General features: G+C 64.5%; 13 protein-coding genes, 1 tRNA gene and 1 pseudogene. 11 read left to right on the top strand and 4 right to left on the bottom strand.

Annotation, left to right across the window (positions count from 1 at the left end; translation table 11 throughout):
- From JGU66_32060 to JGU66_32035, 6 genes and pseudogenes are all read left to right on the top strand, one after another.
- A partial coding sequence (locus tag JGU66_32060) for a hypothetical protein (GenBank protein MBJ6765411.1) occupies positions 1–261 on the top strand: 261 nt, incomplete at its 5' end.
- A 781-nt stretch (positions 262–1,042) separates the two neighbouring features.
- Entirely contained in the window at positions 1,043–2,866 is a 1,824-nt protein-coding gene (locus JGU66_32055) for an N-6 DNA methylase (protein MBJ6765410.1), read from the top strand.
- Positions 2,863–4,167: a restriction endonuclease subunit S gene (locus JGU66_32050; GenBank protein ID MBJ6765409.1), complete on the top strand. Its 1,305-nt coding sequence runs from the start codon at positions 2,863–2,865 to the stop codon at positions 4,165–4,167. Before JGU66_32055 ends, JGU66_32050 begins: the two co-directional genes overlap by 4 nt.
- Positions 4,164–7,100 (top strand): HsdR family type I site-specific deoxyribonuclease, encoded by a 2,937-nt coding sequence (locus tag JGU66_32045; protein MBJ6765408.1) that lies wholly within the window; start codon positions 4,164–4,166, stop codon positions 7,098–7,100. Before JGU66_32050 ends, JGU66_32045 begins: the two co-directional genes overlap by 4 nt.
- 6 nt (positions 7,101–7,106) lie before the next feature.
- Positions 7,107–7,445: a M48 family metallopeptidase gene (locus JGU66_32040; protein MBJ6765407.1), complete on the top strand. Its 339-nt coding sequence runs from the start codon at positions 7,107–7,109 to the stop codon at positions 7,443–7,445.
- Between the two features lie 287 nt (positions 7,446–7,732).
- Positions 7,733–7,942, top strand: a pseudogene (locus tag JGU66_32035) (transposase).
- Positions 7,943–8,294: 352 nt separating this feature from the next.
- On the opposite strand, the gene JGU66_32030 reads toward JGU66_32035, so the two are convergent.
- From JGU66_32030 to JGU66_32015, 4 genes are all read right to left on the bottom strand, one after another.
- Complete coding sequence (locus tag JGU66_32030; GenBank protein ID MBJ6765406.1) at positions 8,295–8,636, bottom strand: hypothetical protein; 342 nt, start codon at positions 8,634–8,636, stop codon at positions 8,295–8,297.
- A 460-nt stretch (positions 8,637–9,096) separates the two neighbouring features.
- Positions 9,097–10,005 carry a hypothetical protein gene (locus JGU66_32025; GenBank protein MBJ6765405.1) on the bottom strand — a complete coding sequence of 303 codons (909 nt, stop codon included), beginning with the start codon at positions 10,003–10,005 and terminating at the stop codon, positions 9,097–9,099.
- Positions 10,006–10,427: 422 nt separating this feature from the next.
- The gene (locus tag JGU66_32020) at positions 10,428–11,393 is read right to left on the bottom strand and encodes a hypothetical protein (protein ID MBJ6765404.1); all 966 of its coding nucleotides are present in this window, start codon (positions 11,391–11,393) and stop codon (positions 10,428–10,430) included.
- Between the two features lie 682 nt (positions 11,394–12,075).
- Positions 12,076–12,148: transfer RNA gene (locus tag JGU66_32015), tRNA-Asn, on the bottom strand.
- A gap of 128 nt (positions 12,149–12,276) precedes the next feature.
- Here JGU66_32015 and JGU66_32010 point away from each other — a divergent pair.
- From JGU66_32010 to JGU66_31990, 5 genes are all read left to right on the top strand, one after another.
- Positions 12,277–13,485, top strand: a complete 1,209-nt coding sequence (locus tag JGU66_32010; protein MBJ6765403.1) for an RsmB/NOP family class I SAM-dependent RNA methyltransferase — start codon at positions 12,277–12,279, stop codon at positions 13,483–13,485.
- Between the two features lie 144 nt (positions 13,486–13,629).
- Complete coding sequence (locus JGU66_32005) at positions 13,630–14,532, top strand: LD-carboxypeptidase (protein MBJ6765402.1); 903 nt, start codon at positions 13,630–13,632, stop codon at positions 14,530–14,532.
- Complete coding sequence (locus JGU66_32000) at positions 14,529–15,704, top strand: beta-lactamase family protein (protein ID MBJ6765401.1); 1,176 nt, start codon at positions 14,529–14,531, stop codon at positions 15,702–15,704. The genes JGU66_32005 and JGU66_32000 overlap by 4 nt, the downstream gene beginning before the upstream one ends.
- Positions 15,697–17,166: a UDP-N-acetylmuramate:L-alanyl-gamma-D-glutamyl-meso-diaminopimelate ligase gene (gene mpl, locus JGU66_31995; protein ID MBJ6765400.1), complete on the top strand. Its 1,470-nt coding sequence runs from the start codon at positions 15,697–15,699 to the stop codon at positions 17,164–17,166. The genes JGU66_32000 and mpl overlap by 8 nt, the downstream gene beginning before the upstream one ends.
- A 1-nt stretch (position 17,167) precedes the next feature.
- Entirely contained in the window at positions 17,168–17,719 is a 552-nt protein-coding gene (locus JGU66_31990) for a TlpA family protein disulfide reductase (protein MBJ6765399.1), read from the top strand.
- Positions 17,720–17,722 lie beyond the last annotated feature (3 nt).

The following is a 17,722-nucleotide window of genomic DNA, read 5'->3' as shown; positions in this document are numbered from 1 at the left end:
AACTTCCCGGAGCGGTTTGAGCGGGACCTCATCTACGAGCACACGGTTCCGGCGCTCGGGGCCTTCCTGGGCGGCATGCTGGTGCGGCGGCTGGGCGGGACATGGGTGCTGCGGCAGAAGGTGGAAGAGTCCCAGGTGCGGGTGGGCAAGCGCGTCTGGCTGCCCTTCCTCCGCGCCCGCCGGTACATGCAGTCCCGCCAGTCGCTGCTGGACTACTCGTTCACGCAATTCTTCCATGAGGTGGCGCGGTACCGGCCCTGACTGTGCCGGCTGAGTGGGCTGTGGGGGGCCGAGGTAGATGCTGGAGGAGCCAGGGCGCGCGTCGGCAGGCGCGCCTGATTACGACCAACCTGGTGTCTCAACAACCCAGTGCGGTACAGGAGCGACACGGCCCGTCTGCGCTAGGCCTGTTGACTGGCGTGTGTGGCGCGGTGGTACTTGAACGAGGAGTCCGGCCTGCGAGGCCGAGTTGTTGAGCTTTGGCGCTGCTGCCGGCACGAGGGATGCGGCATGACCGGCGCCGAGAGCGCGACGCGGCCTATGGAGAACGACACTCCGCCGCCCAGCGATTTCTCGTCATTGCGGCATCGCTGTTCCTGCGCAAGGGCTCAAGCGTCATACCTGCCGACCTACTGCTGCCATCAAGGCCCGAGCCCGTGCGCAGGCCTGCCAAAGTCTCGCAGCAGCGTGCCCTCGCGCGCCACCTGCGGAATGCATCAACCGGCGCCTCGTCGCCGACCGTGCAGCCACCGAGCGGAAGCCCGGGATCACGCGCACCCAGGTCTCGCAACTCCTCGCCCCGTTGAAACTGGCGCTGGATCTCCAAGACGCGGTCTTGGAGGTTGAGACCGTCTACGGCTCCGAGCCCATGGATGAGCGGCCCCTCCGGGCAGTGTCCTAGCCGGGAGGTGGGCCGAGCAGCGGGCGATGTTGGGGAAGATAAGCGAGGGCGGGTAGGAGCTGCGCAGGCGAGCAGACTCAGTCCTTCTTGACAGTATGATGCAATATAGCAATTATAGCAAACATGACAGATGCAACCACCTTGGCGGCGACCCTGAGATCGATCCGCGCCAGGCTGAACCTCACCCAGGAGCAGCTTGCGGAGCGGCTTGGGGTGTCCTTCGCGACGGTAAACCGGTGGGAAGGCGGCTTGAGCAAGCCTCAGAAGGCTGCCCGTGAGGTCATCGCTGCGCTCGCCCAGGAGGCCGGCATCGACGAGGTAGAAGGGGCCACGGCACGAGAAGCGCCCAGTGCGGCCGCGGAGGTGACGAGGCGTCGGCGCGGGAAGTCCTCCGCAGCCGTCCCGACCACAAAGCCGATGGAGCAGATGCTCTGGGATGCTGCCTGCTCAATCCGTGGCGAGAAGGATGCGGCGAAGTTCAAGGACTACCTGCTGCCACTGCTCTTCTTGAAGCGCCTCTCGGACGTCTTCGACGATGAGATCAATCGCCTCGCAGAGGAGTACGGCGATCGCGAGACCGCGCTCGAGATCTCCGAGGGCGATCACTCGCTCCTGCGCTTCTACCTGCCAGCCGAAGCGCGCTGGGCGGTCATCAACGAACGCGAGGCCTTCGCTTGGCCAGCTAAGGAGAAGCCTCGCGACATCGGCGAGCACCTCACGAAGGCTGTGCGCGCCGTAGTGAAGCAGAACCCGTCGCTCTCCGGCGTCATCGACGTCGTCGATTTCGCCGCCGAGCGAAATGGTGAGCGCGACATCAACCCCGCCAAGCTGCGTGGCGTTGTCGAGACCTTCTCCGATCCGCGCTACCGTCTCGGCCTCGCTGACGTGCAGCCCGACTTCTTGGGGCGCGCCTATGAGTACCTGCTGCGAAAGTTCGCAGAGGGCTCGGGGCAGAGCGCTGGCGAGTTCTTCACACCGACCGAGGTTGGCTTCTTGATGGCCCACATCATGAGGCCGAAACCCGGTGAGTGCTGCCATGACTACGCGTGCGGCTCCGCGGGCCTCCTCGTGAAGCTGCAGCTTGTGGCCCGCGAATTCGACCCGACGAGCAAGGTGCCGCTGAAGCTTACTGCCCAGGAGCTTCAGGCTGAGAGCTACGCCGTCGCGAAGATGAACGCGATCATTCATGACATGCAGATCGAGCTCGCGCGCGGCGACACAATGATCAACCCGAAGTTCCGCACACCTGAGGGAAAGATCCAAACGCACGACGTGGTTGTCGCGAATCCGATGTGGAACCAGCCGTTCGCTCCTGATGTCTTTGCGAACGACCCATTTGAACGGTTCCGCACGACGGGCGGAATCACGACAGGCAAGGGAGACTGGGCGTGGCTCCAGCACACGCTGGCGTGCTTGAACGAGCATGGGCGCGCTGCTGTCGTCCTCGACACTGGCGCAGTGACACGCGGCTCGGGCTCGAAGAATGAGGATAAGGAGCGCAACATCCGCAAGTGGTTCGTCGACCGCGACTTGATCGACGGTGTGATTCTGTTGCCCGACAATCTATTTTATAACACCACTGCCGCAGGCGTGATCATCGTCCTGAACAAACGGAAGCCTGCTGCTCGCAAGGGGCGCGTCGTCCTCCTCAACGCAAGCCGCCACTTCCTCAAGGGAAAGCCGAAGAACTACCTGCCCTATGAGAGCATCCGGGGCTTGGCAGCGAGCTTCCTCAAGGGCGAACCGATCAAAGGTGAGCTTGCTGTAATCACAAAGCAGCAGGTTGTAGACTCGGACTACAACCTTAGCCCGAGCCGGTGGGCTGCTCAGTCCGAAGCGGCCAGCCATCGGCGCATTGCTGAGCTGGTAACGGCAGCTAACGACTTGTCGAAGAAGACCGAGGAACTCTGGCAGACGCTTGAACCCGCACTTCTTCGGCTTGCCTCGGTGGAGAGCGAGCCGTGAAGATGACGAGGCTGGATGACCAGACCGCTTTTTCGCTGGTGAGTGGGCTATGGAAGGGCGAGCGAGCTCCGCTACTGGCTGCCTGCGTAATAAGGGGCACAAACTTTCGTGGCGACGGCCTGCTCGACTTCTCGGACGCCGTCGATCTCGATGTCGAGTCGCGATATCTAGAAGAACGTCGTCTGCATGATGAAGACATTATCATCGAGCGATCGGGCGGCGGACCCAAGCAGGCGGTCGGACGAGTCGCCCTATTCACCCGTCCGGACGCGAGGATCTACTTCACGAGCAACTTCACCACCGCAATTCGCGTCATTGATCGTGCTCGCTTCGATCCGCGATATGTCGCGCTCTTCCTTCACGCGTGTTACCTCGCTGGCGCCACCGAATCCCTCCAGCGTGCCACGACGGGCATCCGCAACCTCGACTGGCAGGAGTACCTTCAGTTCGAGATCCCAGAAATAGACCTTTCGGAGCAGCGAGTGCTCTCCCGGCTTCTGGATGGAGTGCGAACGTCGCTTCTCGCGGAAGAACGGCAGGTGGTGCTGGCGAGCGACATCAAGCGCGCTGCCATGACGACCCTCTTCACGCGCGGCTTGCGTGGTGAGGAGCAGAAGGAAAGCGAAATTGGGCTGGTACCAGAGAGCTGGAATGTCGTCAATTTCAGCGAGGTCCGAGAGTGGCTGCAGTACGGCACATCGATCCACTGCACCCTCGAGAAGAAGCGATATCCGGTCCTCCGAATTCCAAACGTGGAGCCTGGCCGGGTCAATGGCTTGCAGCTTAAGTACTGCGACCTTCCCGACGAGGAGGCCAGAAAGTATCTTCTCCAGGATGGAGACCTGCTGTTCATTCGCACGAACGGCGTGCTGGAACGGTTGGGCTCGTGCGCAGTGTACAGCGGAATCCCCTCGACGGCACTCTTCGCGTCCTACCTGATTCGCGCTCGTCTCAAGCCGAACGTCGACTCCCGGTACGTTGCCTATTTTTACGCGTCGGTGCTCGGGACGTCGTTGGTTGCCGGCCGTGCAACGCCCGCCGCTGACGGCAAGTACAACCTCAACACGGGGACGATTGATTCGTTGCCTCTTCCGGTTCCACCCAGCGTCGACGAACAGCGAGAAATCGTCGGCATCCTGGAGGCTCTCGACCGCATGATCGACCTGCACGAGCAAAAACGAGCCGTGCTCGACGAGCTCTTCAAGTCGCTGCTGCACAAGCTGCTGACGGCCACCATCCGGGTCGATCAGCTCTCGGCACTCGGAGTGCCTTCGACTCGCGAGCCGGAGGCTGCAGCATGAGCACTCTCAAAATCAGCGAAGCCAACACCGTGCAGTTTCCGATGGTGAAGCACGCCGTCGAGATCGGCTGGACGCCACTCACCCCGGAAATCTCGAAAGAGAAGCGCGGTGGCGATGCCGGGATGCTCTTCCGCGATGAGTTGGTCGCGAAGCTTACGATGTTCAACCCCTGGATGTCGTCGGATGCGCTCCGCTCCGTCATCGAGACGCTCGACGCGCTCCCGCCGACCATCGAAGGCAACCGCGACATGCTCGCGTGGCTGCGCGGCGAGCGGCGGTGGTACGACGAGGCAGAGAATCGCCACCGTTCAGTGAAGCTGGTCGATTTCGAGAACACTGACGCGAACTCGTTCCATGTGACCTGGGAATGGGTAATCAAGCCGGCCGGGCGGCGCAAGGGCAACCGCGCGGACGTGATGTTCGTCATTAACGGCGTGCCCGTATGCATCGTCGAGAATAAGAACCCGAAGGACGGCGACGCGATCGAGCGCGCGGTGAAGCAGCTCCGGCGCTACGAGTTGGAGACGCCCGAACTGCTCGGCTCGCCACAGCTCTTCAACGTCACGCACCTTCTCGACTACTGGTACGGTGTCACCTGGAACGCGAACCGCCGCGATATGGCGCGCTGGAAGCAGGCGCGCGAGGAGACCTACCGGTTCGCAGTACAGGCGTTTTTTGATCGCACCGACTTCCTCCGCACGCTTCAGCATTGGATTCTCTTCTACGTCCAGGACAGCGAGACGCGGAAGTCGGTTCTCAGGCAGCACCAGCAGCGCGCCATCGACGCCATCGTCAACCGCTGCTCCGACCCGAAGAAGACGCGCGCGCTGGTCTGGCACACGCAGGGCTCAGGCAAGACGTTTACCCTGCTCACCTCTGCGCGCCTCATCCTCAATGAAAAGGAGCGCTTCAAAAACGCAACGGTCCTCCTTGTCGTCGACCGCACCGAACTCGAGGGACAGCTCAAGGGATGGGTCGAGCGCCTGCTCGGCGAGATGCAGAAGCAGGATATCGCGACCAAGCGAGCCAATAGCAAGGCCGAGCTGCAGCATCTCCTCGACAGTGATTTCCGCGGCCTGATTGTCGCGATGATCCATAAGTTCGACGAGATCAGAAAGAACAGCTGCCTACGCGACAACGTCTACGTCTTTATCGACGAGGCGCATCGCTCGGTCGCGAAGGATCTCGGCACGTACCTGATGGCCGCTGTCCCTAACGCGACCATCATCGGCTTCACGGGCACGCCCATCGCGCGCAACTCGCAGGGCGAGGGCACGTTCAAAATCTTCGGCACGCAGGACGAGCTGGGCTACCTCGACAAGTACTCGATCGCCGAGTCCATCGCCGACGAGACCACACTGCCCATCAAGCATGTTATGGCGCCGAGCGAGATGGCTGCGCCCGTAGACCTCCTCGACAAGGAGTTCTTCGACCTCGCCGCCGCCGAGGGCATCACGGACATCGAGGAGCTGAACAAGGTCCTCGACCGCGCCGTGGGCCTGCGCACGTTCCTTGCCGCCGACGACCGCATCGAGAAGGTCGCCGCGTTCGTCGCGGAGCATTTCAAGGAGAATGTACTCCCGCTGCATTACAAGGCGTTCGTCGTCGCCGTGAGCCGCGAAGCGTGCGCGAAGTACAAGCGCGCATTCGACAGAATATTGCCGCCCGAGTGGACCGAGGCGGTCTACACGGAGAACGCTGCTGATGCGATCGACCGCCCCCTCGTCGCTCAGCTCCAGCTCAGCGAGGAGCGAGAGGAGGATGTGCGGGTCCTCTTTAAGAAGGCCGACAAGGCTCCCAAGATCCTCATCGTCACGGACAAACTGTTGACGGGGTACGACGCGCCGCTTCTGTACTGCATGTACCTGGACAAGCCGATGCGGGACCATGTGCTCCTGCAGGCCATCGCCCGCGTGAACCGCCCCTACGTCGACGCCGAGGGTGTTCAGAAGCGCATTGGCCTCGTCATCGACTTCGTCGGCATGTTGCGCGAGTTGAAGAAGGCGCTGCGCTTCGACTCCTCCGATGTGAGCGGGGTGATCGAGGATCTCGACGTCCTCATGGGCGACTTCAAGACGAAGATCGGCAGGGCTGCGACCGAGTACCTCGACGCAGGCGAAGGCGGCAGCGCCGACGAACGTCTCGAGAAGATCGTCTATGGCAAGTTCCTCGACCCGGCCGTACGCAAGGTGTTCTTCGAGGCCTACAAGGAGATCGAGAACCTCTGGGAGATCCTCTCGCCGTCGCCCGAGTTGCGCGATCACATCAAGACGTTCAAGGGGCTCGCACAGCTCTACGCAGCCGTGCGCAACGCCTACTCGGACAAGGTTGGTTTCGTCGCTGACCTCGCCTACAAGACGCGGCGCCTCATCGAGGAGAACGCGACGCAAGCCGGGCTTGGCCGGCTCACCAAGAGCATCACGTTCGACGTCAAGACGCTCGAGTCGCTTAGGGGCGAGGACGGAACCGATGAAGGCAAGGTCTTCAACCTGGTGCGCGGGCTCCAGAAGGACATCGACGACGACCCGAGCGCGGCACCTGTCCTGAACCCGTTGAAGGACCGCGCCGACCGCATTTTGAAGGACCTCGAGACTCGCAAGATCGACGGACTCGCGGCGATGGACCTCCTCGCGGCGCTCGCCGCCGAGAAGGAGGCGGCGATGAAGTCCGCCAAGGAGAGCGGGCTCTCCACGCGCGCCTTCTCGGTGTTCTGGGGCCTGCGTGATGACGCAGCGCTGAAGCAGTCGAGCGTCTCGCCCATGGACCTCGCCAAGGAGGCCGAGGCGCTCCTCGCTCGCTTCCCCAACGCGGTGGTGAACGCTGACGAGCAGCGCCGACTGCGCGCCGGCCTCTACCGCCCCTTGCTGGCGCTCCAGAAGGACGAGCGCTCTCGCGTTGTCGACGTGGTTGTCGCGACGCTTCTTGCCGAGTAGCCAATGATGAAGAGTTCCCTCTATCCCACGCAGGAACTTCGACGCCGAGCCTTGGCTTGGGCGGTGAAGCTGCGCGTAAACCCGAAGGTCATCCGCGTGCAGGAAATGCGGCGGAAGTGGGGCTCGTGCTCGTCCGCAGGTACCGTCACGCTGGCGAGCGATCTCGTCGACCAGGACCCGCGCTTCCAGGACTTCGTCATCGCCCACGAGATGCTGCACCTGCGCGTACCGACCCATGGGCGCCTCTTCAAGGCACTCATGAGTGCGCACGTACCGGGGTGGCGTGAACTCGAGGATCTGCGGGGAACCTCACGCCCAACCAGGGGAGGCGCCGGTGGCCAGTAGCGTCGCTCTACCGAAGAACACGGATGGCAGCGGCTTCGTCTTCGAGGACGACGTCTGTGCCTGGCTGCTCACCTCCATGCTGGTTGGCGAGCCGTTCGGGAGCTGGCTGCAAATTGACTGACAGCCTCGTGGGAGGGCGGGATCCGATGAAGCGGCATGACGCCGCATGGATCAGAGGCCCATTGCAACCACCATAACCGTGCCCCCTTTGCAGGTGACATGCCCTGGGATTTTCGGACCAGCTGAAGCTTGAGAGGATGGCGCTCCGGGTACGACGGAGGCAGGCGGTGAAGAAGAGTCGGTTCAGCGAGGAGCAGATGGTCGCGATTCTGCGCGAGGCGGAGCGGACCTCGGTGCCGGAGACCGCGAAGAAGCACGGGGTGAGCGAGCCGACGGTGTACGCGTGGCGCAAGCGCTTCGGGGGCATGGACGCCAACGACACGAAGCGACTGAAGCAACTGGAGACGGAGAATGCCCGGTTGAAGAAGCTGCTGGCCGCGATGTAGCGCTGCTGACTCGACGCCACCGGGTATTCCAGCGCGCCCGAGCCCGTCACCCTGCGCGTTGGAGCCGCGCCACTCGCAACTGGACACCAGATGGCCTCGTCCGTCTCGGCCCCTCTCCCTCTCTCCCTCCGGCTGTGCAGGAGCTGAAGCACATCGGCTGAATCCTCTCTCGCGACATCTACCTTGACGCTCACTGGCTCCGTCGGGATGGGTTGGGTACCGCTGCTTCACGTTTTCGTCGAGTTTCCAGAGGCGTGAGGTAGCCGAGGCTGGAGTGAGGACGAGCCTGGTATTGCAGGCGCGACTCCTCGACGACGGACGCACGGAGAGGCGCCTGGTTAGCTCACGTGCCGTCCTTCAAAACATACGGCTGACCAATCAACAATTCTGCATAATGGCTCCATAATTTCTCATAGACGCCAGCGAAGACTCGTCTCACATGGGTGTCGCCATCATGCCAATCTTCAAAGAAGCCACGAGCCATCAACTCCGGCGCCCCAAATGAAGTCCAATCATCAGATAGCCACACCTTTTGAGCCCAGTCCTCCGGCACCCAGTCATCAACTACCTCAAACAGAAAAATAGGAATTAAGATGGGCTCACCATCAGAATCAACCACCCGAAACGACACTCCCTCAATCCCCACGACAATATACAGCGAGCCAACATCAATCGTCGGATTCACAGACTCATTCGGCAAGGGGTCATGTACGCTGGGGAGTGGTTTTGCAAGCATGGTCAATAGGGTGTCCTTCGCCCCACGATTTCTTGAGACACCTCTCTGAGGGATAAGCCCCCCGTGTGAGGTGGAGATGAAGAATCAGCAGAAGCAGAACAGGGCGTCGGACGTAGCTGCCTTGCACCGACTGCTTCGCGGCTGGCAGAAGGGACACCAGGCACCGGTGCCCTTGAGATGCGACACAAGGACGACATCCACAACATCGACGCGAGTTACCCGCTTCACGCGACAGCTATGCAGGAGGTACGGTGTTTCCATTGCCAAGGGCTATTCGCCCGGGTCGCCTGCTGCGTCATCGCATGCCCATGAGGGGCGCCAGATGAATCGCGGGAGAGTCACGGAGCCGGGACAAGCTCATCGCTGAGTGGAGCCCGGGGACGTTTGTCCCCGGGGGCCCCGCCAAGGACTACGGGCCTCTGAATATCTTCGAGCTGTGCATGAGGTTGAACAGTCGCGTGAACTTCGAATCTCTGTTGACGACCCCTTGAGCGGACGCTTCGGTGTACACCACTGTCCCGGTGGAGCCGTCGAACGGTCGTTTGACGATGGCATCGTAGGGCGACATGAGGCTCCATGTGTAGAGCGCCCCCTCGCTGTCCAGAATTCCGGCGGCGCCCGCAGGCGCCCCACTAGGGAAGTCGCCATACTTGCCCTTGAGGGTCGCGACCCCCTGGTTGTCGATGTGCCACAACTGCTCGCCCAGCACGTAGTCGAAGGTCGCGAACCAGAAGCCCGTCGGATGCGCGCGCGCATCTATTGGGTATGTCCACGACTTGGGCAACCCGGTGACTTGGATGGCTGTGCGGTCCGGGGAGAGGACAACCATGTCTGTATGGAATTTGCCGTGAGCGAGAATGAAGTCGTCGGCGTTCCAGGCGGCAGGTATGTACGAGGACGTCAAGACGGCTCCCTGGAGGGTGTGGTACTCGATGGGACCATCCTTAGAGGGGCCGCAGGTATATGCGATGCTACCGGTGCCTGCCTGTATGAGGTAATCGGTGACGCTGCTCGTGCTGCATTTCGGCGTCGGAACCACGATGTCATTCTTGATGGGGTCCGAAGGATAAGTGAGAGCACCTAGCTCATACTTGAATGAGTCCGGAACGAAGAGCTTTAGTTGCGTTATAGCGGGCTTCAAATAGATGTAGTAAATGAGGCCGTTGGGGGCGAGCCTGTAATTGGAAGTGTCGCATCCCAAGCCTACTTGTACTTGGGTGGGGGTGAGGATGCTCGAGAACGCCTCCATGAAACACGCGCCTTCTTCGAGGGTTCCTGCGAGAAGAATGTCCTTCCCGGCCGGAGGTGGCGTGCCCATGCACTGATGGGTGGCTCCGCAGGAGACCCCCCATAGAGACCCGCTCCCGCAGTCGGTGGCAGTATTGCACCGGTTGGGCTGTAGGACACACCGATTCGTCGTGTAGTTACAGGACTCGTATGCTTGGCAGTCCGCTTCCATCGTGCAGCGGCCCGCTGCGACTACACAGGTGTGTTCGTCCGAGCAGGACTCCAATTCCTTGCAGTTCATCTGGGTCGCGCACCTGCCCTCCCGCAGCGCGCAGCGGCGGTCCTTGCCACAGGCCTCCCACGCGTGACATTCACCATCCCCGCTACATCCGACGCAGACACCCTCTTGGCAGCTCAGCCCTGCCGAGCAGTCCGCCTCGGTATCGCAGAGTCCCTCGGGGACCTTCGTACATGCCAGAAAGAGCACCGCGCCACACATCACGAATGAACGAATCACCACCGCCCCCTCACGCTGATGTTTCCGCCACCCTGTCCATCCGAGTCGAATGACACTCCGGACAGGCCCCAGAAGGAGAGCCCTGTGAGGGCGACAATCCCGCCACCAATCATCAGGGTGTTCGCCAGCGTATTGTATGTCTTGACTTGGCCGAACTTCGAGTGGTCGCCCGGCACCAGGCGTCCTTCGGAGTACCGGCGCGAGAGGTCCTTGTTCATGGCTCGGCTGCGCAGCCCGAAGAATCCACCCGTACCGAGGAGCACTGCGCCACCCATCGACGCGTAGATGCCCGTCGTCCGCATCCACTTGGACGAACTCGGCGCCGCCTGTTCATCCAGCCCCCCTTGGACTGCGGGCTCAAGGGCGTCCTCCTTCGAGGCGTCCGCTGTCGCGACGGCCGTCGGCGTGCCTGTGATGGGAGCAGGTTGTGCCTCTGCGGCGGGGTGAGCCTTGGCCTGGGGGGAGGGGGAGGCAACCCCGGGAGCGACACTGTTTGAGGCCGTGGGCCGCGTCAGGTCCGCGAGGGATTTCTCGAGTTGCTCCACCGCAAAGTGAGCGGGCCTCTGGTCGACGAATCCGGGGGTAAATCGGAAGTGGACGGGAGGTGTGCGCTGCTGCTGGCCGGTGATGAGTGAGAGGGAGACCGAGACTGCCCCCCCATCCATCGCCGCCTCGGCGTAGAGGATGGCGCCTCCCCGCCCGAGCCTGGCCAGGCACTCCGTGGTAACCGTGGGCTCACACGCTGCCTTTAATGGCACGGGGCCTCGCAGGATGAATGCCCCCCTCCGCCGGTCACTGTCTCGGACTCCAGACACGATGAGCCCTTCGGCGTCACTGAGGAACCGCGGCTCAATCTTTCCCTGAACCGGATAGAGGCCGACGACGACCTGCGCGCGGGCAATTCCAGGCACCGCGAGGGCCGCCGCTAGCACGAACAAACGAAACACTCGCACTTTCAGCATTTCCGCGGGACCCTAGTGTACGACGGTACAGCTGTAAACATTCTGCTGGGTCGCGTCTCGACACTCTGCTCTGAGTGTGAGGCCACCACGCGCGGGGGAAGGTCGGCAGCTTCACGAGGCCACGCGATGAGCAGGCGCTTCTCGGAAACTTGAGGCTCCGAGGAGTTTCTCGATGTGGCGCGACCGCTTCGCGACAATGGCGAGTGTCGCGTGAACCGGCGGCGGAGGCCGCTGGAGCAGTGGTGCGGAGAATGTCTTTACTGGCAGTGCTTGTTTGGAGAGGCCTCTGCTGGCATCGCGTTGCCCCTTGGGGCAAGCAAAACATGCAAAAGATGAAACTGGAAAGCGGCGAGAGCCGCCCTCCCAGGAACCGCAAAGCGGAAAGAGCAGGGCACCAAGAGAATGCTATTAAACGCCGCCCCAAAAGTTAACAGCACCTGTTAAACGCTCTCTACCCCTCTCTCCCCAAATTGGGCCAAAGAGCGCCTTCGAGAGGCCATTGGGCAGTCGAGAAGGGCAGGTGTCTCGCTCTGGGGTGCAGAGCGCAGAGGGCGCCCTCTTCATCGCGGCGAGGCAAAATCCCTTGTGATTCAGGGGTTTAAGCACGAAGGCCCCGCGATATTCATCGCGAGGCCCGTGTTAAACAAAAAGGCCCTAACGGTTTGCAGGGCCTTTCAGTTAGCTCCCCGACGTGGACTCGAACCACGGACATGGTGATTAACAGTCACCCGCTCTACCAGCTGAGCTATCGGGGAATATGTCCGCCCCGGCGGTGCGCCGCCGTGACGAAGCGGGTATTTAGAGAACGGAGCCCGCCCTGTCAACAGTCCCGTTTCGCCCGTTCGATCGTCTTCGCCTTCAACCCTGGGCCGCCCTCGCTGGCATCGCCCCTGTCGTCTCTGACGCCGTGGCCCTCGTCCTCGCGGGCTCACCCGCTGAGCGCGTCGTGGACCGCTCCCTTCGAGCCCACCGCGACCTCTCCCGGGACCAGCGCCAGGCCCTCAAGGAAGCTGTCTTCAACGTGGGCCTGTGGCGCCGTCGCCTTGGCTTCCTCCTGGGCCGAGAGGATGCACCCCCTGCGCTGCTCGTCTTCGCGCTGCTCCGCGGACTGGCCGGGGTCTCCGAGGCCGATGCCGCTGCCTGGGCTGGACTGGGCTCGACTGCCCCTCCAATGCTCCAGGGCTCTGAGCCTCCCTCCCTGGCGCTTCGGGCTTCTCTCCCGGACTGGCTCGCGGACCACTTCGCTCGCGAACTTGGCTCCGAGGCCGAGGACTTCTGTGCCCACCTCAATGTCCCGGGGCCCATCACCCTCCGGGTCAACTCGCTCCGGATCTCTCGGGACGCCCTTGCCGAGCGCCTTCGCTCCGAGGGCGTTGCCACGCGCCCCGGCTCTTGGAGTCCGCTCGCGCTCCACATCGAGGGGCCCCGCCCCAACCTGTATGGCCTCCAGTCTCTTCGCGACGGGCTGTTCGAGGTCCAAGACGAGGGGAGCCAACTCCTGGGCCTCCTCGTGGAGGCTCGTCCGGGCGAGTCCGTGGTCGACCTGTGCGCGGGCGCTGGCGGGAAGACCTTGATGCTCGGGGCTGCCATGGGCGACCATGGCCGGCTGCTTGCCTATGACCCGGATTTCGCTCGGCTGGAGCGCCTTCGGGAACGCGCCGCTCGTGCCGGGCTGGAGCATGTCCAAATCCTTCGGGAGCCTCCTGCTCCAGGCCTTGGCGCCGACCGCGTCCTCGTGGACGTTCCGTGCTCCGAGCTGGGGGCCCTGCGCCGAGGGCCGGACCTGCGCTTCCTCCTGACTCCCGAGGTGCTGACTCGCTGGGTCCCCGTCCAGCGCGACATCCTGGCTCGGGCCGCCGCGCTGGTTCGCCCCGGCGGCCGGCTCGTGTACGCCACGTGCACGCTCAATCACGCGGAGAACCTGGCGCAGGTCCGTGACTTCCTCGCCGCTCGGTCGGACTTCTCCCTCGTGCGGCCGGGGGCGGGTTGGCTCTCGGAAGAGTGCTTGCGAGATGGCTGCTTGTTCGTCGTGCCGCATCGCCACGGCACAGACGGGTTCTTCGCGGCGGTACTGGAGCGCTCGGCCTCCTAGGTCTGGCTTGCTTGGGCTCCGTGGGGGAGGGGAGGGGACGGGCGGTTGCTGTGTTCGGGGCTGGACCACCGGGGGACTCAACGCTTCGCGTGTGCCCCCCCGGATTCAGGGCTGGGTCCGTGCACCCGGTGCTATGAAGCGCCCGTGCGCTGGCTCAAGCCCCTTCCGCTCCACCCCCGCGACACCGTCCACGTCGTCGCTCCGGCTGGCCCGTTTGATCGCCCCACCTTCGAGGCGGGCCTCGCGGTCCTCTCCGAGCGGTACCGCCCGGTTCATCGCCCCGACCTCTTTGCTTCCCATCGCTACCTGGCGGGCGAGGACGCTCGTCGCTCGGAGGAGCTGGCTCAGGCATTGCGCGATCGCGAGGCTCGCGCTGTCTTCTGCGCTCGGGGGGGCTACGGCAGTGCTCGCCTTCTGCCCTTGCTGCCTCTTGCGGACGCGGCTCCCCCTGCCTTCGTTGGCTTCTCCGACCTCACTTCGGTCCACTGTGCTCTGCAGGCCCAGGGGCGCGTGTCCATCCACGCTCCGGTGCTGACCCAGCTCGGGAAGCAGCCCGCGGAGGTTCGCTCGGCGCTGTTCCGGCTCCTTGAATCCCCCGAGGCTCCGCCTTCGCTCTCCGGCACGGACACATATGTCCCGGGGGCCGCCGAGGGGACGCTCGTGGGGGGCAACCTCTCCGTGTTCTCGCGGCTGCTCGGCACGCCGTATCTGCCGCCGCTCGATGGCTCGGTGTTGCTCCTGGAGGACGTCACCGAGCGCCCGTACCGCATCGACCGCATGTGGACCCATCTGCGGCTCGCGGGGGTCTTCTCTCGGGTTCGCGGCATCGTCCTGGGGGACTTCACGTCCTGCGAGGAGAAGGATGCCCCGTACTCGTGCGCGGATGTGCTGCGGGACCTGGCTCGCGAGACAGGGCTGCCTTGCGCCGCGGGATTCCCCATCGGACATGGGGCCATCAATCAGCCCGTGGCGCTTGGCACCCGTGTTCGGCTGGACGCGGACGCCGCTCGCCTCACGTTCCTCGAAGGCGCGGTGAGCCCCGCATGAGCACGCATCCCCTCGCGAATCTCCAGTCGGTGCTCGATGAGGCCGTCGGGCTTGGCATCTTCCCTTCGGCCCAGTGCGTGGTGCTCCTTCGCGGCGCGCAGGTCTTCGGCGGTGTCTCCGGGAAGACCACGGGCGAGACTCGCTTCGACCTCGCTTCGCTCACCAAGGTCGTCTGCACGACCGCGCTCTTCCTTCGACTGTGGACCGAGGGCAAGGTGGGGCCCGAGACGCTCGTGTCCCGGTACTTCCCTGGCTCGCCCGTGGGGGATGCGGGCGTCACCGTCGCGGACTTGCTGTACCACCGCTCGGGCCTGCCTCCCTTCGTTCCGTTCTTCGCTCGCGCCATCACCGCGCATCCCGAGTTGCTCGATGCGGGCTGTTCCGCGTCCGTGCGCGCACGCGTCCGTGAGGAGGTCATCACCGCCGCTGCCGCCACGCCGCTCGTCGCCGCGCCTCGCGCGCAGACGGCCTACAGCGACGTGGGGTTCATCCTCCTGGGAGAGATTCTTTCGCGGGCCGGTGGCGCGCCGCTCGACACGCTCTTCTCCCGCTACATCGCGGAGCCGCTTGGCCTCTCCGCCCGATTCCACCGCCTCACGGACCTCCCCGTGGACGGCTCGACGGCCCCCACGGGTGCCACTCGGCCTCGCGAGCCCGCTCCGGGCCAGGAGTCGATGTGGAAGGACGTTCCGGCCGCGCCCACTCGCCCCGGTGAGGTCGATGACGACAACGCCTGGGTGATGGATGGCGTCGCGGGGCACGCGGGCCTGTTCGGCACCGCGGTGGACGTGGCTCGGTTCGGGCAGGCCATCCTCGAGGGCTGCTCGGGCAATGCCATCCTCGCGCCGGGGCCTTTGTGGCACCGCCTGCTCGCGACGGATCCGCTGCTCCCGGGCAGCACTCGCTCCATGGGCTTTGATTCGCCCTCGGCGGGTATCTCCAGCGCGGGCACGTTCCTGGGGGACACGCCTCCGGGCGCCGTGGGCCACCTGGGCTTCACGGGCACCAGCCTCTGGGTGGACTTGCGCCGCTCGCTGGTGGTGGTGCTCCTCACCAACCGCGTGGCGAATGGCCGCCAGGACCTGCGCATCCGCGACTTCCGCCCCATCTTCCACGACCTCGTCGTGGACGCGCTCGGACTCTCCGACCTCCAGCAGGGAAAGCATGGCTGACGACAACGGCAACGTCCTCGATACCCTCGACCCCTCCAGCGTGCGTCGCGTCCACCTGGTGGGCGTGGCGGGCACCGGCATGGGCTCCTTCGGCGGCATGCTCAAGGCCGCGGGCTACGACGTCACGGGCAGCGACGAGAACGTCTACCCGCCCATGAGCGACATGCTCCAGGCGTGGGGCATCCCCGTCCTCACGCCGTACCGTCCGGAGAACCTGGACGCGGCTCGGCCCGACCTCGTCATCATCGGGAACGTCATCCGCCGGGTGAACCCCGAGGCCACCGCCGTGCGCGAGCGCGGTCTGCGCCAGATGAGCTTCCCCGCCGCGCTGGGCTCGCTGTTCCTCGAGCGTGCGCACTCGGTGGTCGTGGCCGGCACCCACGGCAAGACGACGACGTCCTCGCTCATGGCCCACGTGCTGGTGGAGGCGGGCAAGGACCCCTCCTTCCTCGTGGGTGGCGTCACGCAGAACTACGCGGGCAACTACCGCGTGGGCAAAGGTCCGCACTTCGTCGTCGAGGGCGACGAGTACGACACGGCCTACTGGGACAAGGGCTCCAAGTTCCTCCACTACCGCCCGCGCACGGCCATCGTCACGAGCGTGGAGTTCGACCACGCGGACATCTTCCGCGACCTGCCCCACTACGAGGCCACCTTCGAGAAGTTCGTGCGGCTCGTCCCGCGCGACGGACAGCTCGTCGTCTGCGCCGCGTATCCGAACGCGGTGCGCATCGCGCGCGGTGCCACGGCTCCCGTGGTGACGTACGTGGCGAAGGAGGGCGCGGACGCGGACTACACGCCGCGCGGTGTCTCGTTCGGGCCGGAGGGCGCGCGCTTCGAGGTGATGGAGCGCGGTCAGTCGCTCGGCGTGGCCACGCTGCCCATGGGCGGCCTGCACAACGTAGAGAACGCGCTCAGCGTCATCGCCGCCGCCCGCGGCCTGGGCCTGTCCTTCGATGAGATTCGCAAGGGGCTCGCCACCTTCGCCGGCGTGAAGCGCCGCCAAGAGGTGCGCGCCGAGGTGGACGGGGTGCTCGTGGTGGATGATTTCGCCCACCATCCAACCGCCGTGCGAGAGACCATCTTCGCCGTCCGCCACCGCTACCCGGAGCGACGGCTGTGGGCCATCTTCGAGCCCCGCTCGAACACCAGCCGCCGCAACATCCACCAGGAGGACTACGCGCACGCCTTCACCGGCGCCGCGCGCGCCAGCCTCAAGGTGCCCGAGCGCCACGACAAGGTGCCCGTGGGCGAGGAGCTGGATGTGCCTCGGCTCGTGAACGCGCTGTCGGAGCAGGGCATCGCCGCGGACGGCGCCACGGACGTGCCCACGTTGGTGGAACGGGTGGCCCGTGAGGCGCGTCCAGGTGACGTGCTCCTCGTGATGAGCAACGGAGCCTTCGGTGGCTTCATCGACAAGTTGCTGGCCGCGCTGCGCGCTCGCGCCGGAAAGGAGTCCTGACATGCGGCACGTCGTGTCCCTGCTGGTGGGCGCCCTGATGCTCGGAGGCTGCGCCGCTGCTCCGTCCATGCCTCCGCTGACTGACCGCACGCAGGAGGCGGGGCAGGGCAGCCAGGGCGGCGCGCCCCTGTCGTTCCGCGTGACGCGCTACCCCGGCGGCGAGCCCTATGACTTCGCCAGCGAGCGGGGGAACGTGGTGCTGCTCGACGTCTGGGCCACCTGGTGCGAGCCGTGCCGGGACGCGCTCCCCACCTACGAGGCGCTCGCTCGCGAGTACGGCCCCAAGGGCCTCAAGGTGTACGCGCTCAACGTGGATGAGGACCCTCGCGCCATCGCTCCGTTCCTCCAGGAGACGAAGGTGACGCTGCCCATCCTCCAGGACGCCAACGCGCAGGTGGCCGAGCGCACGTTGAAGGTCCGGGTCATGCCCACCAGCTTCCTGATTGATCGTCGGGGCGTGGTCCGCCACGTCCGGGAGGGCTTCGCGGAGGACTTCCTCCAGCTCTACCAGACGGAAATCGAGGAGCTGCTCGCCGAGCCCGCGAAGCGGTGAGCA

This window comes from Myxococcaceae bacterium JPH2 (genome assembly GCA_016458225.1).
In the GTDB taxonomy this organism is placed as follows: Bacteria; Myxococcota; Myxococcia; order Myxococcales; family Myxococcaceae; genus Citreicoccus.
Note: the sequence above shows the minus strand (reverse complement) of the source record. Positions and strands in the feature narration are given on the sequence as shown.

What these genes read in the sequence shown, in the direction of transcription:
- JGU66_32045 (MBJ6765408.1), top strand. Translation starts at nt 4,164, where the DNA reads ATGAGCACTCTCAAAATCAGCGAAGCCAACACCGTGCAGTTTCCGATG.
- JGU66_32040 (MBJ6765407.1), top strand. Translation starts at nt 7,107, where the DNA reads ATGAAGAGTTCCCTCTATCCCACGCAGGAACTTCGACGCCGAGCCTTG.
- JGU66_32025 (MBJ6765405.1), bottom strand. Translation starts at nt 10,005, where the DNA reads ATGGGCACGCCACCTCCGGCCGGGAAGGACATTCTTCTCGCAGGAACC.
- JGU66_32020 (MBJ6765404.1), bottom strand. Translation starts at nt 11,393, where the DNA reads ATGCTGAAAGTGCGAGTGTTTCGTTTGTTCGTGCTAGCGGCGGCCCTC.
- JGU66_32000 (MBJ6765401.1), top strand. Translation starts at nt 14,529, where the DNA reads ATGAGCACGCATCCCCTCGCGAATCTCCAGTCGGTGCTCGATGAGGCC.
- mpl (MBJ6765400.1), top strand. Translation starts at nt 15,697, where the DNA reads ATGGCTGACGACAACGGCAACGTCCTCGATACCCTCGACCCCTCCAGC.
- JGU66_31990 (MBJ6765399.1), top strand. Translation starts at nt 17,168, where the DNA reads ATGCGGCACGTCGTGTCCCTGCTGGTGGGCGCCCTGATGCTCGGAGGC.